The 26,329-nt window shown below is 64.4% G+C and carries 25 protein-coding genes, 1 tRNA gene and 1 pseudogene; 14 read left to right on the top strand and 13 right to left on the bottom strand.

Features of this window, described 5'->3' with window-relative positions:
* Positions 1-19: 19 nt before the first annotated feature.
* Positions 20-94, top strand: a tRNA-Glu gene (locus ABID59_RS02545).
* A gap of 210 nt (positions 95-304) precedes the next feature.
* Here the strand turns inward: ABID59_RS02545 and ABID59_RS02540 are convergent.
* From ABID59_RS02540 to ABID59_RS02530, 3 genes are all read right to left on the bottom strand, one after another.
* Entirely contained in the window at positions 305-724 is a 420-nt protein-coding gene (locus ABID59_RS02540; RefSeq protein ID WP_354082344.1) for a CBS domain-containing protein, read from the bottom strand.
* A gap of 104 nt (positions 725-828) precedes the next feature.
* A complete protein-coding gene (locus ABID59_RS02535) occupies positions 829-1,410 on the bottom strand; it encodes an aminoacyl-tRNA deacylase (protein WP_354082574.1) in 582 nt (193 codons plus the stop codon).
* 234 nt (positions 1,411-1,644) lie between these two features.
* On the bottom strand, positions 1,645-2,670 hold the full coding sequence (locus ABID59_RS02530; protein ID WP_148755806.1) for an alpha/beta hydrolase: 1,026 nt from the start codon (positions 2,668-2,670) through the stop codon (positions 1,645-1,647).
* Positions 2,671-2,955: 285 nt separating this feature from the next.
* On the opposite strand from ABID59_RS02530, the gene ABID59_RS02525 reads away from it, so the two are divergent.
* Both ABID59_RS02525 and ABID59_RS02520 read left to right on the top strand, forming a co-directional pair.
* Positions 2,956-3,675 (top strand): hypothetical protein, encoded by a 720-nt coding sequence (locus tag ABID59_RS02525; RefSeq protein ID WP_354035556.1) that lies wholly within the window; start codon positions 2,956-2,958, stop codon positions 3,673-3,675.
* 46 nt (positions 3,676-3,721) lie between these two features.
* Positions 3,722-4,255: a 2'-5' RNA ligase family protein gene (locus tag ABID59_RS02520; RefSeq protein ID WP_354035557.1), complete on the top strand. Its 534-nt coding sequence runs from the start codon at positions 3,722-3,724 to the stop codon at positions 4,253-4,255.
* Positions 4,256-4,446: 191 nt separating this feature from the next.
* Here the strand turns inward: ABID59_RS02520 and ABID59_RS37385 are convergent, their stop codons facing one another.
* From ABID59_RS37385 to ABID59_RS02500, 5 genes and pseudogenes are all read right to left on the bottom strand, one after another.
* Positions 4,447-4,971, bottom strand: a complete 525-nt coding sequence (locus ABID59_RS37385; protein WP_502916776.1) for a hypothetical protein — start codon at positions 4,969-4,971, stop codon at positions 4,447-4,449.
* A pseudogene (locus ABID59_RS02515) lies at positions 4,944-5,022 on the bottom strand (SEC-C metal-binding domain-containing protein); the annotation flags it as partial. The gene ABID59_RS37385 and the pseudogene ABID59_RS02515, both read right to left, overlap by 28 nt.
* Positions 5,023-5,145: 123 nt before the next feature.
* Positions 5,146-5,856: a DUF7986 domain-containing protein gene (locus tag ABID59_RS02510; protein WP_354082343.1), complete on the bottom strand. Its 711-nt coding sequence runs from the start codon at positions 5,854-5,856 to the stop codon at positions 5,146-5,148.
* 244 nt (positions 5,857-6,100) lie between these two features.
* Positions 6,101-6,607, bottom strand: coding sequence for a YkgB family protein (locus tag ABID59_RS02505; protein WP_354082342.1), 507 nt, complete (start codon positions 6,605-6,607; stop codon positions 6,101-6,103).
* Positions 6,608-6,649: 42 nt separating this feature from the next.
* Positions 6,650-7,186, bottom strand: a complete 537-nt coding sequence (locus ABID59_RS02500; protein ID WP_148755801.1) for a carboxymuconolactone decarboxylase family protein — start codon at positions 7,184-7,186, stop codon at positions 6,650-6,652.
* Between the two features lie 132 nt (positions 7,187-7,318).
* Here ABID59_RS02500 and ABID59_RS02495 point away from each other — a divergent pair, with 132 nt between their 5' ends.
* The 4 genes from ABID59_RS02495 to ABID59_RS02480 all read left to right on the top strand — a co-directional run bounded on the left by ABID59_RS02495 (position 7,319) and on the right by ABID59_RS02480 (position 12,441).
* Positions 7,319-8,278 carry a cupin domain-containing protein gene (locus tag ABID59_RS02495; RefSeq protein ID WP_354082341.1) on the top strand — a complete coding sequence of 320 codons (960 nt, stop codon included), beginning with the start codon at positions 7,319-7,321 and terminating at the stop codon, positions 8,276-8,278.
* An 822-nt stretch (positions 8,279-9,100) separates the two neighbouring features.
* Positions 9,101-10,591 carry an amidohydrolase family protein gene (locus ABID59_RS02490; RefSeq protein ID WP_354082340.1) on the top strand — a complete coding sequence of 497 codons (1,491 nt, stop codon included), beginning with the start codon at positions 9,101-9,103 and terminating at the stop codon, positions 10,589-10,591.
* Between the two features lie 3 nt (positions 10,592-10,594).
* Positions 10,595-11,524, top strand: coding sequence for a CobW family GTP-binding protein (locus tag ABID59_RS02485; RefSeq protein WP_148755798.1), 930 nt, complete (start codon positions 10,595-10,597; stop codon positions 11,522-11,524).
* Positions 11,525-11,568: 44 nt separating this feature from the next.
* Entirely contained in the window at positions 11,569-12,441 is an 873-nt protein-coding gene (locus ABID59_RS02480; RefSeq protein ID WP_354082339.1) for an urea carboxylase-associated family protein, read from the top strand.
* A gap of 110 nt (positions 12,442-12,551) precedes the next feature.
* Here the strand turns inward: ABID59_RS02480 and ABID59_RS02475 are convergent, their stop codons facing one another.
* Positions 12,552-12,929 (bottom strand): tautomerase family protein, encoded by a 378-nt coding sequence (locus ABID59_RS02475; protein WP_354082338.1) that lies wholly within the window; start codon positions 12,927-12,929, stop codon positions 12,552-12,554.
* Positions 12,930-13,094: 165 nt separating this feature from the next.
* Here ABID59_RS02475 and ABID59_RS02470 point away from each other — a divergent pair, with 165 nt between their 5' ends.
* On the top strand, positions 13,095-13,694 hold the full coding sequence (locus ABID59_RS02470; RefSeq protein ID WP_354082337.1) for a TetR/AcrR family transcriptional regulator: 600 nt from the start codon (positions 13,095-13,097) through the stop codon (positions 13,692-13,694).
* 3 nt (positions 13,695-13,697) lie between these two features.
* Here ABID59_RS02470 and ABID59_RS02465 read toward each other — a convergent pair whose 3' ends face one another.
* Positions 13,698-14,102 (bottom strand): hypothetical protein, encoded by a 405-nt coding sequence (locus ABID59_RS02465; protein ID WP_246230412.1) that lies wholly within the window; start codon positions 14,100-14,102, stop codon positions 13,698-13,700.
* Positions 14,103-14,113: 11 nt separating this feature from the next.
* On the bottom strand, positions 14,114-14,614 hold the full coding sequence (locus tag ABID59_RS02460) for a hypothetical protein (RefSeq protein WP_354082336.1): 501 nt from the start codon (positions 14,612-14,614) through the stop codon (positions 14,114-14,116).
* 301 nt (positions 14,615-14,915) lie between these two features.
* On the opposite strand from ABID59_RS02460, the gene ABID59_RS02455 reads away from it, so the two are divergent.
* From ABID59_RS02455 to ABID59_RS02440, 4 genes are all read left to right on the top strand, one after another.
* The gene (locus ABID59_RS02455) at positions 14,916-16,598 is read left to right on the top strand and encodes a methyl-accepting chemotaxis protein (protein ID WP_354082335.1); all 1,683 of its coding nucleotides are present in this window, start codon (positions 14,916-14,918) and stop codon (positions 16,596-16,598) included.
* Positions 16,599-16,610: 12 nt separating this feature from the next.
* Positions 16,611-17,294, top strand: a complete 684-nt coding sequence (locus tag ABID59_RS02450) for an aspartate/glutamate racemase family protein (RefSeq protein WP_354082334.1) — start codon at positions 16,611-16,613, stop codon at positions 17,292-17,294.
* A gap of 127 nt (positions 17,295-17,421) precedes the next feature.
* On the top strand, positions 17,422-20,727 hold the full coding sequence (locus ABID59_RS02445; protein ID WP_354082333.1) for an acetyl-CoA carboxylase family protein: 3,306 nt from the start codon (positions 17,422-17,424) through the stop codon (positions 20,725-20,727).
* Between the two features lie 228 nt (positions 20,728-20,955).
* Positions 20,956-22,806 carry a sigma-54-dependent Fis family transcriptional regulator gene (locus tag ABID59_RS02440; protein WP_354082332.1) on the top strand — a complete coding sequence of 617 codons (1,851 nt, stop codon included), beginning with the start codon at positions 20,956-20,958 and terminating at the stop codon, positions 22,804-22,806.
* A 1-nt stretch (position 22,807) separates the two neighbouring features.
* Here ABID59_RS02440 and ABID59_RS02435 read toward each other — a convergent pair whose 3' ends face one another.
* Both ABID59_RS02435 and ABID59_RS02430 read right to left on the bottom strand, forming a co-directional pair.
* Entirely contained in the window at positions 22,808-23,362 is a 555-nt protein-coding gene (locus ABID59_RS02435; RefSeq protein WP_354082331.1) for a flavin reductase family protein, read from the bottom strand.
* A gap of 57 nt (positions 23,363-23,419) precedes the next feature.
* Entirely contained in the window at positions 23,420-24,517 is a 1,098-nt protein-coding gene (locus ABID59_RS02430; RefSeq protein WP_148755789.1) for an LLM class flavin-dependent oxidoreductase, read from the bottom strand.
* Positions 24,518-24,749: 232 nt separating this feature from the next.
* On the opposite strand from ABID59_RS02430, the gene ABID59_RS02425 reads away from it, so the two are divergent.
* Both ABID59_RS02425 and ABID59_RS02420 read left to right on the top strand, forming a co-directional pair.
* Positions 24,750-25,664, top strand: coding sequence for a 2-dehydro-3-deoxygalactonokinase (locus tag ABID59_RS02425; RefSeq protein ID WP_148755788.1), 915 nt, complete (start codon positions 24,750-24,752; stop codon positions 25,662-25,664).
* A gap of 13 nt (positions 25,665-25,677) precedes the next feature.
* Positions 25,678-26,310 (top strand): 2-dehydro-3-deoxy-6-phosphogalactonate aldolase, encoded by a 633-nt coding sequence (locus tag ABID59_RS02420; protein ID WP_354082330.1) that lies wholly within the window; start codon positions 25,678-25,680, stop codon positions 26,308-26,310.
* Positions 26,311-26,329: the final 19 nt, after the last annotated feature.

Here is a 26,329-nt window from a genome sequence, read left to right as displayed (position 1 = left end):
GTTATTGGCTAGCCCTCACGCTCCCTTCGTCTAGCGGTTAGGACGCGGCCCTCTCAAGGCTGAAACAGGGGTTCAATTCCCCTAGGGAGCGCCAAATCCGCGATATTCCAGATCGACGTCCACCCACATCGCCTTGCGTTCAAGCCGGCGTAATGGAAAGCGCTTCGCGCCGGCGCCTTTGTGCCGCGCGATGGTTGCATGTTGAAGGCATAGCTCCTTGAAGGCCTAGCTCCTTGAAGGCATGGCTCCAGCCCAGCTCGACGCCTGACCGAGCGGCGATCGCGAGCGGAGCCCTGGCCGTATTTCAGTGGTGCGCCGAAACGCTCCTGACGGTCTCGCTCAGCAAATCACCTGCCGCGGAATGGCCGACGTCACCCAGACTGATGATGCCGACCATCCGCTTGCTCTTGTTGATCACCGGCAGCCTGCGGACCTGTAGCTTCTCCATATGATGCATCGCCTTTGCGAGGTCATCGTCCTCCCGGCAGCAATGGATGCCCTCGGTCATCACGTCGCGCGCCGTCGCGCGGCCGGCGTCGAAGCTGTGGCTCGCGAGCCCTTTGCAGACGATATCGCGGTCGGTCACCATCCCGACCAGCTTGTCGTCCTCGCCAATCGGAATGCAGCCGATGTCATGCGTCCGCATCAACTTGGCGAGCTCGGTGATTGGGGTGTTGGGGCTGACCCAGTCGACACCCTTGTGCATCACGTCCTTGACTTTCATGGCGAACCTCCGTTCGTGGGTTTCAGGTGCATTGAAGCAATGCAGCGGCGCCCCCAACCCCATCTTCCGAATTGTACGACCGTAACAGGCAGTGTGCGAAATGCTCAATCGTGCGCGCTGAACCGCCCGTGCGGCGCATTGGCCGTCAGGCGCGCGAACTGCGCATGACCCATATGAAGCAGCGTCTCGTGATCGCCGGCTTCGATATAGATGTCCGGCTGTGCCTCGATGCTGTCGTCGACGATGATATCCAATCCGTAGCATTTGCCGACGGCAGGAACCGCACCGTGTGCACAGTCGCTGAACAGCCGATTGATCTCGGTCTCATCGGCCATGTGGAGATTGTCGCCGAGACTTGTCCTCAAGTCCGACAGGCGGAGATGATGCGATGCGGGCAAGATGGCCAGCATGTATCCGCCGTCGCGCCGCAATACGATGCCCTTGGCGAGGCGGTCGCCCGAGATATGGCATGCTTCGGCCGTCCGAGCGGACGTCATGCTGAGCTCGTGCGGTATCACCTCGTATTGGATGTTTTCAGCGGCTAGGTATTTCTGGAGCGTGGGAGCAATGGCCATGACATCACCTCCGATGCGGAATGCAAACCATCCACCGTGAGGGTCATCCCAGCAGACTCTCACCACGCGATGGGCGGCTGCCTGACTATGAATCCAACATAGGTCTTTCATCGGCAAGCCGCAATTCGTTGACGGGCTCTGGCTGCTGTCCTTTGAGCACATGCGAGCATCGCATGCGGGGTTTTCGTCGAGGTTATGTAGCGATTTCAATTACATAAGAGTTCGTAGTTTTATTCTGAATGGCGCGCCATTTGCGTACGAGACCGGGCATTCCGAAACCCGGCCGTTTTTCCGCTTGTAGCCGCAACCAGCGTGCCCACGAGCTTTCGCCGTCCAGGCGCTCTCTTACGCGGTCGTGCCGTCGATCGAGCGGCGGATCACCCGCTGCACTTCCGCATTGGACAGAAACAGATCGTGGTTGATGATGCCCCAGCCTTCCTGCGAGGCATCGACCACGCGCACACCGAGCCGCGCGATGGCGGCCTTCTCGGCGGCGCCGACCCTGGTCATACCACCTGCGATCTGTCCCGACAGTGCCAGCGCGCGATCGTTCGTCGCGGCGATCACGGTAATCTTTCCGGCAAGCGGACCGATGCGCTGGATCGCCGACGAGAACACATCCATGTCGATATCAGGCGCGGCAAACACGACCGCGCCGATCTTGCCCGTGACTGTGTCGCCGTATCGCGCATAGAGCTGACGCAGGCTTTCGAGCGTCAGCATGGTTCCCATGCTGTGCGCAACGATGTGCACGCGGCCGCCGCCTGGCGCCGACACCAGCGCAGAGAGCACGCGTTCGAAATCGTCGCGGGACCACATCGCGCTGTCGCGGTCGTAGGCGTAGTCGAATAGTCCTGCTTTGGAGGGCCAGGAGAACACCATGGTCCGGCCGCGAAACTTGATCCCATCGGAGAGATGGGCGCCATCGAGCACCGCCGTCTCGAATGTCTGCTTGAAGCCGTGCACATAGATCAGCACGTCTCCTCCGCCGGCCTGCGCAACGAGATCGCCAACGTCGGCCGACACCGGTTCGACCCGGTCAAGGCGCCAATCGCCAATTCCAACCGACGCGAGAGAAAGACGGCCCTCGTCCGGCGCCACCAGCTTCGCCCGCGCGACTGTCATGGTCGTGGCGCGCTCCGGCCCGAACCAGGGTTTCGTGCGACCGCCGTTCACGGGCTTGCGCGTGGTGGTGACAAGCAATGTGGGGTCAGCCGAGAGGGACGACGCGTCGAAGCGCGCGCCGGCCGCACTCAGGCCGGCGCATCCGCCGAGCGCGAGGGCACTTCCCGCCGACAAAATTCCGCCGAGGAGCGCGCGGCGCGAAATGGAATGACAGGAATCGCGTTGCAGAATACGTCGGACGATCACACGGAACCTTTGGAACTTTGCCCACCGTAGCGCCACCCCGCCTAGCTCACTGAATGACAATGGGGGCGAGAAGACGGCGGAGCAGCTTCACGGCAGGTTGCATGGGTTCGAAACCGATCCTTCGTAGTGGCTGACCGAATACGAGCGGCTCGGAAAATTTCCACTTGAAACTCCCGATCATCAGCCTTTGAATCCCGGCAAGATGGCGTGTGGCAGGCTTTCGTAGCTCGTTTTTCCCGGAATGGCGGGCTGGTCGTGGTTTGCAGCGGATTTGGTTGAGTCACCATGAGCCGGAAGAATAAGGTTCCCCTTGCTGATCGCGTCGTCAGGTCGGCTGAGGCCTCGCTTGCCGCCCGGCACTTTGCAAGTGCCATCGATATTCTCGTCGGGATCGGATGGCTTGACCCTGGAGCGGCGGAGCGTTGGCGCCGTGGCCAGGTCGACTGCCTTGAGGAGGCTATCCCGACCGATCCGGCGCGCGTCTCGGAAGCCATGCGGCTGTTCCGGTCTTGGGCGACCGCGCAGGGACTGCTCGCAAACCCGACGGAATATGTCGCGCGTACGCCGCGTCGCCAACCGCTCCGATTCAGCCGCAGCGGTGATCCGGCTCTCGAGGAGTCGTACCGCACACATTGGGTGTCGCCGGAGCTTTCCGAGAAGAAGCGCGAGCGCCTGGCGGAAAAGGTGAGCCGTGCCCCGGAGCTGGTCGTTGTTCAACCGTTGAAAGCGGACTGGACATGCCATCGGTGCGGCGGCACCGGCGATCTCCTGATGATGGAGACTCCCGGCCCGGCATGCTTGCGCTGCGCTGGCCTCGACGATCTCGAATTTCTTCCCGCGGGCGAGGCTCTGCTGACGCGGCGCGCCAAGGCGAGGAGCACCCGATATGCCGTCGTCGTACGCTTCAGCAAGACCCGCCGCCGCTACGAACGACAGGGGCTGCTGGTCGAGCCCCAGGCCGCAGCGGATGCGGCCCGACCAACTCCCGCGGCCGGAGGCGGCTGATGGCCGGCAGCACTCTGCGTCCCCGCTTCGCCCGTCGGGTAAGCCGGTGGCGTTAGCGATCAACATCCGAGCCGACAACGGTTCAGCCGGGGAGATCGAGCGGCTGTGGGATCACGTCGCTGCGTTCGAAGCCGAGCCGTCGATGCGTGCGCTCGGCTACCGGCCGCATCTTACATTTGCGATCTACGATGCGCCTGAGATCGACGAGAAAACCGCATGGGGCGCGATGCGGGCCGCTGTCGCCGACGAGGCGCAGTTGCGCATCGAGTTCAAACGACTTCGTTGGTTCGAAGGCTCGCCGTTCGTTCTCTGGGCGGAGCCGATCTCCAATGCGGCGCTAACCCGCATCCACAGCTCCATCAGCGCCGCAATCGACCCGGCGCATTGCCGTCCGCATTACCGGCCGGGAACATGGACCCCGCACTGCACGCTCGGCATGCATATCGCCGACGAACGGCGCAACGATGCGATTGCCTTTGCTCAGGCGTTCGATCGCAGCATCGAAGTGATGTTCGACGTGGTGGATTGCGTTGCGTTTCCGCCTGTACGGATCGTCGCCGAGCGGAGATTGGCGCAGTAGTTGGTTGTCGCCTCACAACCGGGCGACAATTTTTCCCTCGTCGCGACGACCCGCGACCTCCGGGCCTTGGCCCGGAGCTCTTGACTGCGCGGAGAACCTGGGGAGCTGCACGTTGTTCACCTCGTCCCCTGAAGGTTGGGACCGAAGTCGATTCCTCGAGGGCGCGCCATTTCGAGGCGTTGACGCGCCGATCAGGCCGACCGGCGCCACCCTTCTGCGGTCAAAGCTTCGAGCTCAGCGAAATAGCCCTCATTCGGATCGTGGCCGGACGTGGTGTCCAGGTCGTCGCCGTCCGATTTGATGCCGCGCATCAGATCGTTGATGTGTCCGGCAAGCACAGAGCCGATCGCATGTATGGCTTCGTGACGATCGAGCCCTTCGGACATCAATCGCTGCGCGGTTCCTCGCACCGGCAGCTCGGCATCCGCAATCTGGCTCTCGACAACGGCGTGAATGACAGCGTGCAATTTCTCCCGCGGGAGGCGGATGCCAGCATGTCGATGATACGCCAATACGAGATCGACCCGCTCTTCTTCTTCCAGCGCAAGCCACCGATCCGGGCGTGGCTCCACGAATGGATCATATCGCCAGGTCGCGCCTTTCTCTTGCTCGATCGCTGTTCGGGAAACGTCGCGCGCTTGCGGATCAGCTCGCTGCAATCCGGACGACGGCTCGTCCAGGCGTTGTGAATTGAGGCAGCACTTCTTGAATTTCATGCCGCTGCCGCAGGGGCAGGGGTCGTTTCGTCCGACACTTCTCTGAGGATTGACCATGGAGCACGCCTTCACACATCCTGCCCGAGCGACCCCGCAATGTCGCTCCGCCGGGTGAACCGAGAGCCTCAGATTAGCGAGTTCTTCGACTAGAGGGCATTGAATGAATCAACCAGCTCAGCTGGGCTCGACGTAGGCCAGGCGATCCATGACGCCGTCGGCCAGCCCCACCTTGTATACGGCTTCCGCAAAACGTCTGTCGTCGGCGACCTGGCTCAGCTTGCTGTCGGCCACGCGCCGCGGCAGCATCATGCAGATCGGTTCGAGCATATCGATCTCGAACGGCACGTTGACGCCGGCGGTCATCGAGAACGTCTCGACGGTGAGCAACCGGGTCGCGAATAATTGTCCGCTGTCCATCGAATGCTCGAGCCCGACGTCGATCAGCCATACCTTGGAATTCCGAAGGATATCGGTTGCGATCAGGCCTACCGTGTCGTGACGTCGCTCGACCATGAGTATCGCGAATTGCGAGGCGCGCATCGCCTCCAGCATTCGCCGCTCGTCAGACTGCGCTTCGAACCTGGCCGATTTCGCATAGCGATCGATCGCGCGAGAACGATCGGCCGGTGCGGTGTAGATCGCCAAGTCATAGATATAATACACCTCGTCCGGGTCTTCGAGAGCCAATGTCCTCCCTTGCGCCAATTCCAGGCGACGTGCACGATCCAGCAGCGTGTCATCAGATATCGACTTGAGCACCTCGTCATGAAGGCGTTTCGAGATTTCCCGCAGGTGAAGATACCGGGCGAGAAGATCATCGCGTGTCGAGCGACATTCGCCGCCCCAGGGCAGCGTCAATTGCCGTTGAGTGTGGAGCAAGGCCATGGAACTCCTCCAGGGTCGGAATGTTGCTCCGCATGGTAAGCGCTCTTCACCGATTCGCGGAGTGAGAATGTTCCGATTAATCGGGACCGTTGGTGTACACGGGGAGTGTCCATAGGGAGATCGAATGGGGTTTCCCTCGCCGCTCTCAAACGGTCTCGTTTGCCGAGCTGCGGCGCAGTGTCTACCGTGACGGCAGGCCCGCCGAGCGAACGGACCGCCGCCACCGAATGATAGATCCCAAATCCTATTGCCGGATCAGCCGAACCACATCCCGCCTCAGCAGATAGAACGATACCGCCAGCAGGACGACGTCCTTCATCAGGAAGGGGACGTTGCCGGTCATCGCGGGGAATCCTCCCGCAGCGACGTCCCAGCCATCCGGCATGAACGGAATGATCGTGACCGTCGCGATGAAGGTACCGGTCGAGCCGAGGGCGCCGAGGACACCGAGCCGCGTGTTCCAGAAGCCGGCGAGCAACAGCGTCCCAAACGTCCACTCCGAAGCGCCAAGGAAATAGCTGGCGCCCGCGTGACCGAAGACGGGATAGAGCCACCAGATTAGCGGTCCGTTGCTGATGAACGGGACCAGTCGCTCGAATTCATACGGGAACCACTTCTGGTAACCGAAGAAGAGAAACATGATCACCATCGACGCTCGAACGACGTGGTAGTCGAGATCCTTCGCAAGCAGGCCGGACTTTTGCAGTGCGCGGACAAACGGATTTTGCATGTTGCTGGTTATCGCGGTCATTGTCGTGATCCTTTCATTCAAGATCTGACTGGCGCAGTCGCTTCAGGCGAGCGCGGGAAAGTCGATCTCGGTGTCGTTGATGCGGTTGAACACGTTGGTGAAGACGGTGGTCGCGAAGGCAAGGCTGATCTCGACGAGTTGCGCGTCGGTGTAGCCGGCAGCCTTGATCGCGGCGAAATCCGCGTCGCTGACAGTGCCACTGGATTGCGCGAGCTTGCGGACGAAGCGGATCAGCGCATCGCGCTTGTCATCGCCGGTCGCCCGGCGCTCGCGGATCTTCTTCAACTCGTCGGGCTTCAGGCCCGCGAGTTTTCCAAGCAGGCTGTGCGCGGCGACGCAGTAGTCGCAGCCGGCGACCTCGGAGATGGCAAGCTTGATGGTTTCCTGGTCGCGCTTCGCGAGCGTGCCCGACGCGAGCACGCTGTCGGCAAGCAGGATGGCCTTGAGCGCGTCCGGCCCATGGGCGCCGATCGCGGCAAAGGTGTTGGGCACGCTACCGATCGCCTTCTTGATCTGAGCATAGATTTCAGCGGTCGCGCCGGTTGCGGAGTCGATACGGGGAACGGAAAGACGGGACATGGTGCCACTCCTTGGTTCGGGTTGGTGAACGATTGCGGAGTGACAATAGGGTCGCGAACTGATACTTTGAATGTCAATAAATCTCGATTATATGCTCAAACGTCTCGAGATGAGATGGTCTTAGGAGACCGCATGGATTGGCTGAGCCGGCTGTTCGAGATGATGCCCGTGCGCGGACGGCTCGACCTGCGCTGCGCCTACGGCGCGCCGTGGCGCATCGACCAGGGGCCGGGCGAGCCGAACGAAATTCCGTATCACGCCGTGCTTGCCGGTTCGGCGATGCTGGACGATCCGGCGGGGGGCCGGCCGCTCAAGCTTAAGCCCGGCGACATCCTGCTGCTTCCGGGCAATCCCCGACACGTCATGCACGATGGCAGCGGGGCCGTGCCGCTGCCGGCGCGCAATCGCGCATCTCTCAATTTCACGATCAGCGAAAATCCCGGCTCGGAGGAACGGCTCGATCTGTTGTGCGGACACTTTGCCATCGCGCCGCCGCATGACCGCCTGCTACGTAGCTATCTGCCACCGCGCCTCGTCGTGCATGCCGGCTCTGATGCTGGCGACAGAGACACGGCGGGGCAACTCGCCGGTCTCGTCGCCTTGATGCGCAGCGAGTCCGCAGGCGATCGCCTCGGTGGACGTGCGATGTTGAACGCACTGTCGAGCGCGATGTTCGCGCTGGTGCTGCGGCTCGCCAGCCTGACGGACGACGCGCCACGCGGTCTGCTCGCATTAGCCGGTCATCCGCGTCTCGCGCCGGCGGTAGCCGCCCTGTTCAAGGAGCCGGCGCGCGCATGGTCGCTGCCCGAGTTGGCGCGTCTGTGCGGCATGTCGCGCGCCACGCTCGCGCGGCAATTCCAGGAGAAGCTCGGGCGCTCAGCCGCTGATCTCCTGACCGATATCCGGATGGCGCTCGCCGCGAACGAACTGCGGAAGTCGTCGCTGTCGACGGGCGGCGTGGCGGAAACTGTCGGGTATCAATCCGAAGCGGCGTTCCAGCGCGCCTTCAAGAGCCACATGGGCGTCACGCCGGCTCAGTGGCGCAAGAGCCGGGAACTCAGCGGGGAGGCTCCCGAAAGGCCTGCAGCTTGATCCGGTTCGGCCGCACCAGCGTGCAGTCGGACGAAACAGCAAATCCGCTGTCAAGCCGCAACACCAAAAATATTCCACTTTACCGAAATTCGGAAATGTCGTATGTGTCGGCCATCCCAGCCCACAAAAGGGGCGGTCGTACGTCGTCACGAAACGCGGGCTGGGTTGCGGTGGACGCGGGCGGCGTCAAGGCGGAATCGAGCGTGCAGGGCGAGATGAACCTCGTGAGCATGGCGCGAACCGCGTCGACGAACGGCGCCCATACTTGCGGAGTTGTTGGCAGAGCAGGACCGTATCCTGCGAAGCCTCCTGGCGAAGCAGGATGCCTGCGTACGGCGAAACCGTGTGGTCCTGGCCGTCGTCGCTACGGTCAAGCGTTTGCGAAGGCGTCATCGCGTCAACCGGCGCGATGGTCGTGAATTTCGCGATCGCGACGGAGGCAAAAGGAATTCGTCTCCGGGGAGAGCGCGCATAAGCCGTCAACCATCGCGCAGGGAAGGCCGAGTTTCGGTTGCCCTGTGTCTCCCCTGTGCATTGCGTGTGCATCATTTTCGCATGGGGGTTTTATGGGTGCCAGCCGGCGCCCGGTCTTCCCTGCGCCCTTTTCCGTCAGGACGAGGGTGTGAAGAGGAGCGCATAGCTCGGGCAAAACATGCCGCGAGGACGAGAACGCGCGTCCGGACCTCCCATGCAAGCATGATGCATCGGCATCCTCGGAGGTGGTCGTTGTTGCCAGAATCTGCCTCTATGTGACCGAACCTGCCTCCGAAGCTGCTGCCGGGCCTTCGGAGGTTCTGGCATTCTGCTTTCGGGAGTGACGATATGAGCGGTTTGGTGATCTCTGGCGGCCGGGTGGTGGATCCGGCGAGCGGAATGGACGCCATCGGCGACGTGGCGGTGGTGGACGGCAGGATCGCCGCCGTCGGCTCCTCGCTCGGCGGCGCCGAGCGGGTGATCGATGCGACCGGGCTCGTGGTTGCGCCCGGCTTCATCGATTTGCACGCCCATGGCCAGTCGATCCCGGCCGACCGCATGCAGGCCTTCGACGGCGTGACGACGACGCTCGATCTCGAGGCCGGCGTGCTGCCGGTCGCCTCCTGGTATGAGCGCCAGGCCCGGAAGGGCCGGGTGCTGAACTATGGCGCCGCCACCAACTGGGCGTTTGCGCGCATCGGCGCGATGACGGGCTCCAACGCGGAGAGCTCGCTCGAAGCGTTCGGCAACGCCATGCGCGATCGCCGCTGGATGGACAACGTCGCAACCGATGCGGAGGTCGCCGGCATCCTCGAACGCCTCGCGCGCGGACTGAACGAGGGCGGTATCGGCATTGGCATCCTGAACGCCTATGCGCCGGGCGCCGGCGTGCAGGAGCTGACCGCGGTGTGCCAGCTCGCCGCGAAGCAGAACGTGCCGACCTTCACCCATGTGGCCTACATGTCGCGCATCGACCCTGAAAGCGCGGCGGAGGCCTATATCCGCCTGATCGGCTATGCCGGTGCCACCGGCGCGCACATGCACATCTGCCATTTCAACTCGTCCAGCAAGACCGACATCGAACGCTGCCGCGTGCTGATCGAGAAGGCGCAGGCCCAGGGCCTGCCGATCACGGTCGAGGCTTACCCCTACGGCACCGGCTCGACCGTGCTGGCGGCCGCCTTCTTCAGCGATCCCGAGTTCGTCGAGCGCAACGGCACCGGCTACGACTCCGTGCAGCGCGTGACCGACGGCCATCGCTTCCACGACCGCGAGGAGCTGCTCAAGGCGCAAGCCGAGGAGCCGTCCTCGCTGGTGCTCTGGCACATCCTCGATACCGAGAACAATGCGCATCATCGCGACCTGCTCGACATGTCGGTGCTCTATCCCGGCGGTGCGATCGCATCCGATGCGATGCCGTGGACTACGTCCGACGGCAAGACCTACACCGGTGATGCCTGGCCGCTGCCCGATGACGCCACCTCGCATCCGCGCTCGGCCGGCTGCTTCACAAAATTCATTCGCGAATGGGTGCGCGAGCGCAAGGCCGTGTCGCTGCTCGAAGGCGTGCGCAAATGCGCGCTGATCCCTGCACAGATCCTGTCGCAGAGCACGCCGGCGCTGCGGGCCAAGGGCCGGCTGGCGAAGGACGCCGATGCCGACATCGTGGTGTTCGACTATGAGAAGCTCTCGGACCGCGCGACCTTCACGGCGATGAACCGTCCGTCCGAAGGCGTCCGCCATCTCGTCGTCAGCGGCCAGCCGCTGATCAGCGACGGCATTCTGGATGTGACCGCGCGGCCCGGTAAGCCCGTCCGCCGGCCCGTCGTCGAGAGCTGAGCCATGCCGGTCCCCATTCTCCTGGTCACGGGCTTTCTGGGGGCAGGCAAGACGACGGTCGTCAACCATCTGCTGGCAAACGCGGACGGACGGCGCATCGCCGCAATCGTCAATGATTTCGGCGCGATCAACATCGATGCGGAGCTGATCGCGGGCGCGAGCGACGGCGTGGTCAGCCTTGCCAATGGCTGCATCTGCTGTTCGCTCGAAGGCGATTTGTTGCGCACGCTCTCGACGCTGCTGCGGCGTGATCCGAAGCCGGAGTACATCGTGATCGAAACCAGCGGCGTCGCCGATCCCGCCGACATCGTGCGCAATCTGCTGGACCCCGTGATCCTGCGCGAGGCGCCGCTGGAAACCGTGCTCTGCGTGATGGACGCGGCGACGCCGCCGGCCGCCCTGGACGACGCGCTGATGCGATCGCAGTTGCGCGTCGCCGATATCGTGGCGTTGAGCAAGCTCGATCTGGCGGACGAGGAGGCGGGGGAGCGGATACGCAATGCTATCCGCGCGCTACGCTCACCTGCCGTGGTGGTCGACGCGCGGCATGGTGAAATTCCCGCAGCATTGTTGTTTCCCGCGAGCACCGAGCGCGCGCCGGCACGGCGCGAGCCGGGGCCGAAACGGCCGGCAGAAGAACGCTTCGAGACGCTGAGCTGGACCTCCGACCGGCCGCTCTCGCTGCCGCGCTTGCAGCAGGCGATCGGCAAGCTGGCGCCGAAGCTCGCGCGCGCGAAAGGCCTGTTCGAGACGATCGAGCAGCCCGGACGCCCGATGGTGTTTCAGTTCGCCGGCGGCCGGGCGACGCTGGCGCCGGGCGATGCGCCGACACCAGGCGTGCCGCGCGCACGAATCGTCTTCATCGCCGAGCTCGGGGTGCTATCGAAAGCCGAGCTCGACGGAATCATGGAGGGGTGCGTTGCGAGCGGCTGAGGTGAGGCGATAGGATGGATTGCAGTCACAGGGATGAGCCTTGCATGTCGCCCAAAATCGCACCCGCAGACGCCGCTTCGCGCCGCGCCGCCAAACCGACGATCGTCTATCCGGCGGGCACAATGCCCGGGCCCGACATGGCGGCGCTCGAGCAAGCGCGCAGCACGATGGTCAAGACGCACGAGCTCACCGTGCCGCCTCGCGACGCCAGGACATTTCGCGTGGCGCGCGGCCAGTTCTTCCGCATCGTCAGCATCGAAGGCCCTCAGGTCGGCGACCTCAATCTCTGGAACGCGGACGTTCTCTCCGAGCGTTTCTTCAGCGGCAAGACGCGGGCGCTTCATGGCACGCATGTCGGTGCCGGCGACCGGCTCTGGAGCAACATGCCCTATCTTAGGCCGATGGCGACCATCAGCCACGACACGCTCGGCTGGTATGGTTTCGATGAGGACGGCGCCGGTATTCACGATGTCATCGGCACGCGCTGCGATCCCTATACCAATCTGATGCTCAACGGCGGCAGCTATGATTTCTGCTGCCATTCCAACCTGTCCCGCGCGCTTGCCGCCGAGCTGAGGATGGAGCCGCGCGCGGTCGAGCACCACGTCCACGATGTGCTCAACGTCTTCATGTGCACCGGCTTCACCGGGGACACACACCAATATTTCATGAAGGCAAGCCCCGTCCGTCCCGGCGACTTCATCGAGCTCTTCGCGGAGATCGATCTGCTCGGCGCGTTGTCGGCCTGTCCCGGTGGAGACTGTAGCGCAACCCATTCCAGCGACGCTGCGGCATGCCATCCGCTCAAGATCGAGATCTTTGAGCCGGATCGAGCGATGTTGAAGGCCTGGAGCTGGCCGTCGCCAAGTGGATATCACCGCGGCCACGGAGCGTCTTCCGCGCACAAGAGCCTCTGATCCGTCTGATCACGGAGAAAAGTAAGCTGCGACTACGTCGACTTCACGCAAAGACAGGGATTTGGGGACATGTGCCCCGGAGCTCGGGGGCGTCACAGGCCGCGGCGGCCTCACGCGAATTGCGCGACGCCGTTCCCAACAGACCAGTTCTCCGCGGGGGCATCGAGCACGTTGACGAATATGTCCTCGGGGCGGATGCCCGGGTTGTCGCCGAGCAGTTCCGCGATCCGGCGGTACAGCGCCTTCTTCTGCTCGGGGGTACGCGAGGCGAACACGGTGATCTGGATCAGCACGGCGTCGTCGCTGCGCTTGACGCCATAGGCGTTGCCGCAACGGAAGTTTGCAGGCGACAGCTCGCTGATGGTCATGAACTCGTCACCTTCAGGCACGTTCAGCGCCTCGCGCATCGCGCAATAGAGGCCGTCCAGGATTGCCTGCCGGTAGGCTTCGGGCTTACCAGCGCGCATGAAGATGTGAAGCAGAGGCATCAGCTGGTCCCTTTGCATGCGAGCCCAATCGACCGGGCGCATGCAAGCGCCGGCCGTTCGGCCCATTGACGAGACGGGCTATCAATCCCAATTTATTTTTGACACGATGTCCAGAAAGCATATTTTTGACATCGTGTCAAATATGCCGTCGACAGGGAGCATGATGTGAGGCCGCGCGAGTTCGATCACGACGACGTCCTGCGCATCGCGTTCGACCAGTTCTGGCGCAAGGGCGTGCGCGGCACCTCGCTGTCCGACATCGCGCGCGATGCCGGCGTTCAGCGCGGCAGCCTCTACAATGCGTTCGGCAGCAAGGAGGCCTTGTTCCTCCAGGCCTATGAGCGCTACGCCGGCGACTATCTCGTCGCCTTGCAGAAGGCGCTCGGCGCGGGCTCGTTGCGTAAGCGCCTCATCGCATTTTTCGACCTGACCATCACCAATTTCCGATCCGGCTCGCCGCCGCGCGGATGTCCGACGACGCGGGGGCTGATGGAGCTCGGCGCCGCTGAAGGCGAGGGGCTCGACGAAGACGCGCGGAGAGCTTTTGCGAACCTGGTGTCGCGCATCACCGCGCTGGTTGAGGACACATTGTCGGCGGGCGCCGAGCGCGGCGAGTTCAGCGGCAACCCGGCGGCCGCAGCGCTGCACATCATCACGGTCACGCGCGGTCTCGCGGTGCTCGAACGCGCCTTCGGTGACGAGCCCCAGCTGCGCAAGATTGCTGCCCACACCATCGACCTCGTGCTCGGCAGGGGTGCTCGCTAGGCCTCAGCAGAATGCAAGCGCGTTGACGGCCTGCGTGGCCGCGCTCTCCTGCTCGATCCCGACGAGCTGGCCGACGGCGGTCTTGAGTTCACCTGGGTCCCTGCGACGCGCAACAGCCAGGAGTCGCATCAATTCCGCCTCGTCCTTTGACAGCCGCCGGCACGACGGCGGCATGAAGCACAGATCGCAGGCACGTCCGCAGCGCAGGATTCGGACCAGCGCGGCAACGCGTGCGACCAGCAGCGGGCTGTCGGAAATGCCGGGCGCCTCGTCCGCGAAGCGATAGGCCGCCTCCCAGCAATCGGACGCGCCGGTCGCATAGGCCGCGCCGATGAACCGGAACAGCGAGAGCGCAGTGCGGCAGAAATCATCGCAGCCTTCCATGCCTCGCGGATTGTCCTGCATCATCAACGATCTCGTCAGTGCAATGTGGGGCTTCCGACGAACCAGCTCTTCATCGCCATCGTCTGCATAACGCCGGGAGCCCGGACGTGTCGATCCGGCAAGATGAGACCGGCCATGCGGAAGATCGTCGCAAGTCCTCTGACAGGGGCGAGCGCCCAATCCGCGCCAACTGGAGGCAGCCAGCTTTCGAACTGCTCGCGCGCGACATCGATGCGCTCCTCTTGCGTCGCGGCGATCGCGTGCAAAATTCCGTGCTCGCTCTCCGACATCTTCGGGCAAGTGGGGCAATGAACCTCAATGGCCGTATGTGCCGTGCACGCAAAGATCTCGATGATCGCTTCCAGCGAGGGCACGGCGTCGCCGACGCGAAAATGGTCGTAGACCTCTCGGACATCCGCCGCGTTCGGAACGGCGGCTCCGCGGCGTGCCTTCGCGCGGAATCCCCAGATGAAGAGCCGCTCGGCTGCGCACAACGCTGGAAGGTCAAGCGTCCTGGTGTCTGTCGATTGATGCATGGAGCCTCTGGCAAATGGCTACGCCTTGCGCCGATCGTTCTGCCAGGGGAACGCGCAAGTCAACGCCGGCAAGACCGATATCGAGGTCTTCTAGAAACGCGCAAGCATTGGACGCTCGGTCTTTGGAGCCATTCCAATGCGATCGCAAAATGTCGACGAATTCCAAAGTGCGCATCAGACGGACCAGCCCTGGCGGCTTCCGGGCACCTTTTGCGGGAGTTCGGGAACCTGAATGCTTAAGGCTTTGCTAAGACGATCAGGATAAAATGGCATATCAGCCCCGCCAATTTTGTGAGCACCGATGATTTTCTCCCGCATCAGTTTCAAGCTGGTCCTCATTGTCGGCATCAGCCTCCTCGGCATGATCGCGCTGGTGCCGATCGCGCTGTCGACCCTGCGTAGCCAGATGGTCGCCGACCGCCAGGCCAAGACGCAGCACATGGTCGATGTCGGCTACGGCATCCTGGCGCATTACCAGAAGCTCGAGAGCGACGGAAAGCTCACGCGCGAGCAGGCGCAGGCCGCCGCGATGGCCGAAATCAAGAGCCTGCGCTACGACAAGGTCGAGTATTTCTGGATCAACGACATGGCCCCCAAGATGGTCATGCACCCGATCAAGCCCGAGCTTGACGGCAAGGATCTCTCCGGGATGAAAGATCCGGCCGGCAACGCGCTGTTCATGGGGTTCGTTGACGTCGTCAAGACGCAGGGTGCGGGCTTCTACAGCTACCTCTGGCCGAAGCCCGGCTTCGACCAGCCCGTAGCCAAGATTTCCTACGTGAAGGGCTTTGCGCCCTGGGGCTGGATCATCGGCACAGGTATCTATCTCGACGACGTCGATGCCGTCTTCCGCCAGGACGCGATGACGTTCGGCCTGGTGTGCCTCGCGGTGTTCCTGCTCGTGCTCGGTGCGTCCTTCGTGATCGGCCGCAGCGTGACCCGGCCGCTGGCGAAAATCACCGACTTGACCGAGCGCCTCGCCGCTGGCGACGGCGCCTTCGAGGTGCCCTACACCAACCTCAGCAACGAGGTCGGCGGGCTCGCCAGGGCGCTCGCCGTGTTCAAGGACAATGCGTCGGCGGTAGGCCGGATGCATGCCGAGCAGCAGGAGACCAAGCAGCGGGCCGACGACGAGAAGCGCAAGACGATGACCGATCTCGCCGGCAGGTTCGAGGCAAGCGTCCAGGCCGTCGTCCGCGACGTCTTCAACGAGGCGCGGACGATGCGGCAGGCTGCGCAAGGCATGTCTGAGACCGCGAACAAGGCGACCGATCGCGCGAGCTTCGTCGCCACCGCCTGCCAGCAGGCTTCGAGCAATGTGCAGACGGTGGCTTCGGCCGCCGGCCAGCTGTCGTCCTCGATCACCGAGATCAGCCAGCGCGTCGCGCAGGCGGCGTCCGTGGCCGACAAGGCGGCCGCCGACGGTCAGCGCACCAACGACACCGTGCAGGGGCTGGCCGCGGCCGCCCACAAGATCGGCGAGGTCATCGACCTCATCAACCAGATCGCTTCGCAGACCAATCTGCTTGCGCTCAATGCCACGATCGAAGCTGCCCGCGCGGGTGAGGCCGGCAAGGGATTTGCCGTGGTCGCGAGCGAAGTGAAGTCGCTGGCGAGCCAGACCGCGAAGGCGACCGACGAGATCGGCGCGCAGATCAGTGCGATCCAGGCCGAGACCAACCACGTCGTCGGCAACATCGACAACATTCGCAAGACCATCATGGAGGTTAACGAGATCTCCTCGTCGATCGCAGCCGCAGTCGAGGAGCAGGGCGCCGCGACGCAGGCCATTGCGCACAGCGTGCAGGAAGCGGCCTCCGGCACCGACCAGGTCTCGCAAAACATCTCCGGCGTCACCGATGCGACGGCGGAGACCGGCCAGGCCGCTGGCCTCGTGCTGAAGTCGAGTGGACGCCTGACCGAGAAGCTGCAATCGCTGGAGGACGAGGTCAGTGCGTTCGTTGCGGGCGTGCGAGCGGCCTAGTATAGCCGGGGGATGGGTCAAAACTCCGATCTCCGCGCGCGTATCCTGCTGATCAATCCGAACAGTCTTGAGGCGACCACCGCAATGATGGTCGCGATTGCGGCGTCTGTCGCCAGCGATGGCTTCGACATCGTCGGCGTCACGGCGACGCGTGCGCCCGCGATGATCGTGACACCCGACGCGCTCGACACTGCCGCGCCCGAGGTCGAAGAGATCGCACTCGCACATCAGAGCTCCTGCGACGGCATTATCGTCTCGGCGTTCGGCGATCCTGGCCTTGCGAGGATCAAGTCGGCGACGAATCTGCCTGCGGTCGGCATCGGCGAATCGTCGATGCTGGAAGCCGCAGAGAACGGCCGCCGCTTCGGCGTGGCGACCACGACGCCGTTGCTGAAGGCGAAGATCGACGCGCTACCGGTCGCGTTGGGATTGCGATCCCACTACACCGGTACCCGCTTCGCCCAGGGCGATCCGCAAGAGTTGATGCGCGATCCGGCGCGGCTGCGCGTAGCGCTCGCCGGCGCGGTCGAAGCCTGCGTCGCGCAGGATGGTGCCGAGGCGGTCATCATCGGTGGCGGGCCACTCGGTGAGGCCGCGCGCGACCTGCGGCTGATGTTCACCGTGCCGGTCATCGCGCCGATCCGGTCTGCTGTGATGCGGATTATTCGCCTCATCGAAGCGCCACCGGCCAACTGATATTCCGGCCCGCGGGAGTTGTTACAGCGACCGCTTCCTCTCCCTTGACGACTGCGGCTAAAGTGAAGAAGCAGGATCATCGAACCTGCCGCCCGGCGTCTGGCTGCGGGGCCATGGAGACCGCTGCATGTCGTTCAAAAAACTCCTGATCGCCAATCGCGGCGAGATTGCCATCCGTATCGCGCGCGCAGCGGCCGATGCAGGCATAGCCACGGTCGCGATCCACCCGGCCGACGATGCGCTGTCGCTGCATGTGCGCGTGGCCGACCAGGCGGTGGAAATTTCCGGCCGCGGTGCGCGGGCCTATCTCGACATCGAAGCGGTGGTGAAGGCGGCGAAGGCTGCCTCCTGCGATGCCGTGCATCCCGGCTATGGTTTTCTGAGCGAGAATGCCGCGTTCGCCAAGGCCTGCGCGGACGCGGGCATCGTCTTTGTCGGGCCTAAGCCGGCAGCGCTCGAACTGTTCGGCGACAAGGTCGCGGCACGGCAACTCGCAAAACGCTGCGGCGTGCCGATCATTGCGGGCACCAGCGGTCCGTCGTCGCTCGACGAGATCACGGCGTTCTTCACCTCGCTCGGCAGCAACGCGGCGATCGTGATCAAGGCGATGGCCGGCGGCGGCGGCCGCGGCATGCGTGTTGTCGAGAACGCAGCCGATCTCGCGGAAGCCTATGCGCGCTGCCAGTCCGAGGCCAAGGCGGCGTTCGGCTATGACGGCGTCTATGCCGAGCGGCTGATCCGGCAGGCGCGCCATATCGAGGTACAGATCATCGGCGACCGCCACGGCGCGATCTCTCATCTCTGGGAGCGCGAATGCACCATTCAGCGCCGGCACCAGAAGTTGATCGAGGTCGCGCCGAGCCCGTCGCTCAGCGAGGGCTTGCGCGGTCGCATCATCGAGGCAGCCAGGCAGCTCGCGACGGCGGCGGCTTATGACAATCTCGGGACTTTCGAATTCCTGGTCGACGGCACGGCCGAGGACAGCTTTGCCTTCATCGAGGCCAATCCGCGGCTCCAGGTCGAGCACACCGTGACGGAAGAGGTGCTCGGCCTCGATCTCGTCCGCGCCCAGCTTGCGATTGCTGCAGGCAGCACATTGGCCTCGCTCGGTCTGGCGCAGGGCTCAATTCCGAAGCCCCGCGGCTATGCCATGCAGCTCCGCGTCAACATGGAGACGCTGGACGAGACCGGCGCGACGCATCCGACCGGCGGCGTGCTCGCCGTGTTCGAGCCGCCGTCAGGGCCGGGCGTCCGCGTCGATAGTTTTGGCTATGCCGGCTACAAGACCAGCGCGGCGTTCGACTCCCTGCTGGCCAAGGTCATCGTGCATACGCCGGGTGAAGCTTGGCACGATGTCGTCGCTAAGGCGTCGCGTGCCCTACGGGAGTTCCGGATCGACGGCGTCGTCACCAACATCGCCTTCCTCCAGGCAGTGCTGGCGCACCCGGATTTCCAGACCAATCACATTGCGACCGACTTCATCGATCGCAATGTCGCAAAGCTGGTCGAGGCGGCCGATGGCGTGGCCAAGCCGCTCTATTTTGCTGCGGCCGAGCGAGGCGGCGCTCACGCCGCCGAGACCCACGTCGCGCAGATCGTGCCAGAGGGTACGGTGATGGTCGCCGCGCCCTTGCAAGGCACCATCGTCACCATCCAGGTGAAGGAAGGCGAGATCGTGCGCCCGGGGCAGCAGCTCGCCGTGATCGAGTCCATGAAGATGGAGCATCTGGTGATGGCCGAACAGGGCGGCCGCGTCATGAAGCTCGCGGCCGGCGACGGCGACACGCTGATGCATGGCGAGCCGATCCTCTATCTCGAGCCGCTCGACGTCGCCGCGGATGCGTCGGCGGTCGAAGCCGATGTCGATCTCGACCACACCCGACCCGATCTCGCCGAGCTGATCGCGCGCCAGGCCAACACGCTCGATGCGAACCGCCCGGCCTCGGTCGAGCGCCGCCGTAACACCAATCAGCGCACCGCGCGCGAGAACGTGGCGCAGCTCGTCGACGACGGCTCGTTCATGGAATATGGCAGCCTCGCCATTGCCGCCCAGCGGCGTCGTCGCAAGCTCGACGATCTCATCAAGAACACCCCGGCCGACGGCCTCGTCATGGGCGTTGCCACCGTCAACGCCGGGAAGTTCGGCGGCGATACCGCGCGCTGCATTGTCGTGGCCTATGACTACACCGTGCTCGCGGGCACGCAGGGTCACATGAACCACAAGAAGATCGACCGCATGCTGACGCTGGCGGAAGACTGGCGCCTGCCGCTGGTGTTTTATGCCGAAGGCGGCGGCGGCCGGCCCGGCGACACCGACCGGCTCGGCATGACCGGCCTCGACGGTCCATCCTTCGTGCAGTTCGCAAGGCTCTCCGGTCTCGTGCCTGTCATCGGCGTGGTCTCCGGCTATTGCTTCGCCGGCAACGCCGCAATGCTCGGCTGTTGCGATGTCATCATCGCCACCAAGAATGCCTCGATCGGCATGGGTGGCCCTGCGATGATCGAGGGTGGAGGGCTCGGCGTCTATCACCCGGCCGAGGTCGGTCCGGTCTCGTTCCAGTCGCCGAACGGCGTCATCGACATCGTGGTTGAGGACGAAGAAGAGGCGACATCCGTCGCGCAAAAATACCTGTCCTATTTCCAGGGCGCGGTGACGGAGTGGCAGGCGGCCGACCAGCGCCTGCTCCGCCGCGCGATCCCCGAGAATCGCCTACGTGTCTACGACATCCGCAGCGTGATCGATCTCGTCGCCGACAAGGACAGCGTGCTGGAGCTGCGCCGCGACTACGGCGTCGGCATGATCACCGCGCTGATCCGCATCGAAGGCAAACCGTTCGGCCTGATCGCCAACAATCCGCGCCATCTCGGCGGAGCGATCGATGCCGATGCCGGCGACAAGGCCGCGCGCTTCCTCCAGCTCTGCGACGCCTTCGATCTGCCGATCGTCTCGCTGTGCGACACGCCCGGCTTCATGGTTGGCCCGGAAGCCGAGAAGACTGCGATCGTGCGCCACGTCTCGCGCATGTTCGTGACGGGTGCGAGCCTCACCGTGCCGCTGTTCGGCATCGTGCTGCGCAAGGGCTACGGCCTCGGCGCGCAGTCGATGATCGGCGGCGGCTTCCACGCCTCGTTCTTCACGGCGGCCTGGCCGACCGGCGAGTTCGGCGGCATGGGGCTGGAGGGCTATGTTCGCCTCGGCTTCCGCAAGGAGATGGAGGCGATCGCCGATCCCGAGGAGCGCGAGACCTATTACCGCAACAAGGTCGCCGAGCTCTACGCCAACGGCAAGGCGGTCTCGATTGCCTCGGTGTTCGAGATCGACAACGTCATCGACCCCGCCGAGACGCGGCGCTGGATCATGGCGGGGCTCCGTTCGGTGCCGAAGCCGCCGGTGCGGACGGAGAAGAAGCGGCCGTGTATCGACACGTGGTGACGGCGGTGCAGCAAATCAGAGTCGCTTGAGACAATCTGCTTCCACATCGTCATGCCCGGGCTTGTCCCGGGCATCCACGTTCTTTCGCATGCGCGGCAGAGGCGTGGATGGCCGGGACAAGCCCGGCCATGACGGCGATGTGCGCCGTTGGGTCGTCCCGGTTCCCGATTGACATCCCCGCCTGTGGTGCCAGACTTTGCACAATAATACAGGGTGGAGACGTCCGCGATGGCCAGCCTTTCGGCCTCGAATCATGTCGCCCGTGTCTTGTCCGTGGCCAATCATGCGGCTGACGTCGACGCGGAGTCGCGGATCGCGACCTCCTGGCGGCGCTGCCTGATCAGCCACAAGCTCGATCCCGCCCGCCAGGGCCCGCCGCAGACGCTCACTGAAGCCGAAGTCCGTCACGTCGCCGAGCCCTTGGAACAGACCATCAGGCTGCTCACGCCGGAGCTCGACGATCTCGCCCGGGTGCTGCGCGATGCCGGCTATTGCGTCAATCTCGCTGACGCGAATGCGACCATGCTGTTCAGTCGTCTGCCAGGCGAGGCCGACGCGCGGATGTTCATGGACTGGAAGATCTACACCGGCTCGAACTTTGCCGAGACGTTTGAGGGCACCAACGGGCTCGGTACCGCGCTCGCAGAGCGGAAGCCGATCCTGGTGCATCGCGATGAGCATTTTCGTGCACAGTGGCACATGTTCTCCTGCGCGGTGGCTCCGCTGTTCGATCAGGCCGGGCGCCTCGCCGGCGCCGTTAACATCACCTCCTGCCGCGAGGATCTCGAACGCGCCGCGCATCAGCTTGCACTTGCGGTGACGATGGAGGCGACGCGGCGCATGGAGGGCGCGATCTTCCGCGATCATTTCCGCAATGCGTGGATCGCGACTGTGCCGGGCGATGGCGGCAGCGGCCTGCTCGCCTATGATGACGATCGCCGCATCGTCGGCGCCTGCCGATCGGCGCGTGCCTTGCTGGGCCTGACCGATGGCCTGATTGCATCCGGCATCGATCTGTCGCGCTACGTCAAGATCGACCATTCGCGCCATGCGGACGAGATCGTCGAGCTCCGCCGCGCTGATGGCCGCCCTTTGGGCCAGGGCCATGTCGCGCCGCCGCTGCGTGCAAAATCCTCGACGCTGCGCCGTGATGCGTCCGTCGATCGGTTCGACGCGTTGCATCGGCTAGCAGGCAATGATCCCGGCCTGGTCAAAAGCATGAAGCGGCTGAGGAGCATCGGCGATCACAATCTGCCGGTGCTGCTGCATGGCGAGACCGGCGTCGGCAAGGATGTGTTCGCGCGCGCGATTCATGCCGCGAGCAACCGTGCCCGCAACAACTACGTTGCACTGAACTGCGCGGCGATGCCGGAGAGCCTGATCGACGCCGAGCTGTTCGGCTACGAGGCCGGCGCCTTCACCGGCGCACGCCGCGACGGCTCGAAGGGCCTGATCGTGCAGGCCGACGGCGGTACGCTGTTCCTGGATGAGATCGGCGACATGCCGATCGCGCTGCAGACGCGGCTTTTGCGCGTGCTGGAGAATCGCGAGGTCTGGCCGCTCGGCGCGCTCAAGCCGGTGCCGGTGGATATCCGATTGATCAGCGCGACCCATCGCGATCTCGGCCGCATGGCCGAGCAGGGCGCCTTCCGCGCCGACCTCTATTTCCGCTTGCGCGGCATGGAGGTGCGACTGCCGGCGCTACGCGAGCGCGCCGACCGGGATGACATCATCCGCCAGATCGCGCGCGAGGAGGCGCCGGACTGCAGGCTGTCGCCGGAAGCCTGGTCGCTGCTGTCGGCCTATCCCTACCCCGGCAACATGCGCCAGCTCCGCCACGTGCTGCGGCTCGCCGGCTGCACGGCGGAGGAGGGCGTCATCACCGACGCCGATCTCGACCTGCCGGCGTTTGGCGGACGCGCAGCAGAGCCAGATCTCGCGGCGGCCGAACGCGCGACGATCGTCGAAGCGCTGCACAGGCACGGCGGCCGGGTCACGGAGGCGGCGCGAGTGCTGGGACTCAGCCGCGCGACGTTGTATCGGAAGATCAAGCAGCTGAAGATCGAGACGGCGCAGTAACTTACGAAAAATCGCTCCAGCTCAGATGCCGCGAATCGAGATCGCCGACCGAAACGATCTCGCGGATTTCGTGAGGCGTGTGGAAACTGCTGCGCAGATAGACCAGAGGCGAGGCCCCGTCGGAATGCGTCGCGCCGCGCACCTCGCCGACGAAGATCGAATGCGTCCTGGTCTCGAATTCCTGCGTCAGCACGCAGTCGAACGCGGCCACCGCATCCGTCAGCACCGGTGCCCCGGTTGCTCCGCGTGTCCACTGGCCGAACGCAAAGCGGTCGTCGCCATTGATGCCCTTCTGGCCGCTGAAGGTCAGCGCCAGCAGCGCGTGGTCTTCGTGCAGGAAGTTGATCGCGAACGCACCTTCCTCGCGGATGCGCCCATGCGCGCTGGCGTTGCGGTTGACGCAGACAACCAGCGAGGGCGGATTATCCGACAGCGAGCAGGCCGAAGTCACCGTCAATCCCGAGCGCTTGCCGTGCTCGGAGCCGACCGTGACAAGCGCGACGGCGCCGGCGCATTGGCGCATCGCCTGCTTGAAATCCTTGGCGTCGACGCTCACGCGAAAATCTCCGAATTGAATACGGGTGCGGCAGGTTCGCGCCGCACCCGCATTCGGTCAAGCCGCCTTCTTCGCGGAGCCGAGATGCTTCAGGCGCGGCATCACCTCGTTCTTGAGCAGCGAGAGCGAGTGGTGCCAGGCTTCCGGCTTGTGCTTGTAGTCGAAGCCAAACACCAGCAGCACGCCGAAGCCGCCGACCTCGTCGTAGATCTTCTCGATCTTCTCGGCGACCGTCGCGGGCGAGCCGACGACCCAGTTCCGCTTGGCGCAATATTCGACGGTGACGTCGCTATCGGGCACGTCGGGCGCGTGCTTCAGATAATCCTTGAAGCCGAAATGGCCGAGCAGCGGCAGGAAGTACTCGTGCATCATCCGGCCCATCATGTCGCCGGTCGAGAGCTTCCAGGCCTCCTCGTCGGTGTCGGCGACGAACACCTCACGCACCAGACGCCAGTCCGCGCGGTTCGGCTTGCGTCCGGTCTTGGCAGCGCCAATCTCGACCGAATCCCAATGGCTGCCGACATAGGCCGGGTTGAGGTTGAGGCTCATCGGGATGAAGCCGCGCTCGCCCGCGAGCTTGAGCGTATCCGAGTTCTTCGACAGCCCGGCAACGCCGATCGGCGGATGCGGCGCCTGCAACGGCTTGATGTGGGGCTTGAGGAAATCGAACATCGTGTCCGGCTTGGTCACCGTCCAGAATTTGCCCTTGTAGGTGAAGGGCGCGGGATCGGACCACAGCTTCAGGATGATCTCCAGCGCCTCGCGGGTCATGTCGCGGTTCTGCCCGCTCATGCCGTCGACGTTGAACATCGCCCAGTCGCTCGGCAGGCCGCTCGCCGCGACGCCGAAATTAAGCCGGCCCTCGGAGAGGTGGTCCAGCATCGCGACGCGGTTGGCGAGCTCGGCCGGGTGGTGATAGGGCAGCAGGAAGCCGCCCGGGCCGATGCGGATATTCTTGGTCTGCATCAGCGCCTGCGCGATCAGAAGGTCCGGGGTGGGATTGGGTTCCCACGGCGCAGTGTGATGCTCGCCGACCCAGGCCTCCTGATAGCCGAGCTCGTCGAGCCAGCGCAGGGTCTGCAGGTCCCAGTCGTTTCCTTCCTTCAGGCCACACTCCGGCGGGTGCGAAGGCATCGTGAAATAGCCGATCTCCATGGGTTTCCTCATCTGATGTTGACGCGTCTTGCTGCGCGTTCCGGGACGTAAACAAGAACAGCTTCAGCAAGCGGTGTGCCAGCGTGGGCCGTGCCCCAGACCTGCGAGAAAAGGCTGGTTTGGGGCACCAATTGCCGATATCCCGGGGCAGATTTGCGAAGCGCCCGTCTCATTGTCGCGAGACGACGTCTTGGCCGTGAGACCAAGGGAAGACCAAGGGATACGATTCGAAATGACCGAACCCGCTTTTGTCGCGGTGGACTGGGGCACCAGCAGCTTTCGGCTCTGGCTGGTCGATCGCGCAGGTCACGTGCTGGCCGAGCGCCGCAGCGACGAGGGCATGATGGCGGCCGCCAGGACCGGCTTTCCCGGCGTGCTGCAATCGCACCTGGCGGCGGTTGCCGCGCCGGATCATCTGCCGGTGCTGGTCTGCGGCATGGCCGGCGCCAAAACCGGCTGGGTCGAGGCCGGCTACGTCGACACGCCAGCGCCCTTGCCGGCGATCCTCAAGCAGGCCGCGCGTGTGCCGGGCGAAGGGCGCGACATCCGCATCCTGCCGGGCATCGCGCAGCGCGACACAGCCGCGCCGGACGTGATGCGGGGCGAAGAGACGCAATTGCTCGGCGCACTCGGCCTGGAACCCGCCGGCGAGGCGCTGGTCTGCATGCCCGGCACGCATTCCAAATGGGTGCGGGTGAAGGACGGCACGGTCGCGCATTTTTCGACCTTCATGACTGGTGAGCTCTTCAGCGTCGTATCGCGCGAGACGATCTTGTCGCTCGCGGTGGCCGGCGCCGATGAGGCCGAGGATGTCGCGAGCTTCAATGCGGCGGTGAAAGCCGCCTACGGGGCGCCGGCCTTCGCCGCAAACCTCCTGTTCGGTGCGCGGTCGCGTCAGCTGCTGTTCGGCGGCACGCCGGCGGCGGCGCGTGAGACGCTGTCGGGCACGTTGATCGGTGTCGAGCTCGCGGCGGGTCTCTCAGGCACTATGCCGAAAGCCGGCATCACGCTGATCGCGTCCGGGCGGCTGGCGGCTCTGTACCGGCAGGCCTTCGACGCGCTGAAGGTCGACGTGAACCCGATCGATGCCGATGACGCGGTGCGCCGCGGCCTGTCGATGGCCGCTGCGGCAATCTGGACGACATAGAAGGACCTTCGAGATGAGCGTTCCCTTTCCGCCGATGAAACGGCCCCTGGTCGCGATCCTGCGCGGCGTCAAGCCCGAGGAGACCGAGGCCATCGTCGGCGTGCTGATCGAGGCCGGCATGACCGCGATCGAGATCCCCCTGAACTCGCCGGACCCATTCCGCTCGATCGGCACCGCCGTGAAGCTCGCACCCGCCGGCGTGCTGATCGGCGCCGGCACCGTGCTGGCCACGGCGGATGTCGATCGTCTCAACGACGTCGGCGGCACGCTGATGGTCTCGCCGAATGTGGATACACAGGTGCTCGCGCGTGCGCATCAGTACGCCATGATCACGCTGCCGGGCGTGTTCTCGCCGACCGAGGCGCTGCTTGCGGCGCGTTCCGGCGCGTCCGGCCTGAAATTCTTTCCGGCGAGTGTGCTCGGCGCATCCGGCATCGCCGCGATCCGCGCCGTGCTGCCGGCCGGTGTGATGATCGCCGCCGTCGGCGGCGTCTCCGACCAGAACTTTGCGGAATACATCAAGGGCGGCGTCACCGCGTTCGGGCTCGGCTCCAGCCTCTACAAGCCCGGCATGACGGCTACGGATGTCGCGGCGCGCGCGAAGGCGACGATCGACGCCTATGATCGGGCGATTGTGAAAGACTGAAACCGCAATAAACAAGCCG

Origin of the sequence: Bradyrhizobium sp. S3.3.6, from assembly GCF_040546905.1 — a bacterium.
GTDB classification, from domain to species: domain Bacteria; phylum Pseudomonadota; class Alphaproteobacteria; order Rhizobiales; family Xanthobacteraceae; genus Bradyrhizobium; species Bradyrhizobium cytisi.
This window is presented reverse-complemented; position numbering and strand designations above follow the sequence as displayed.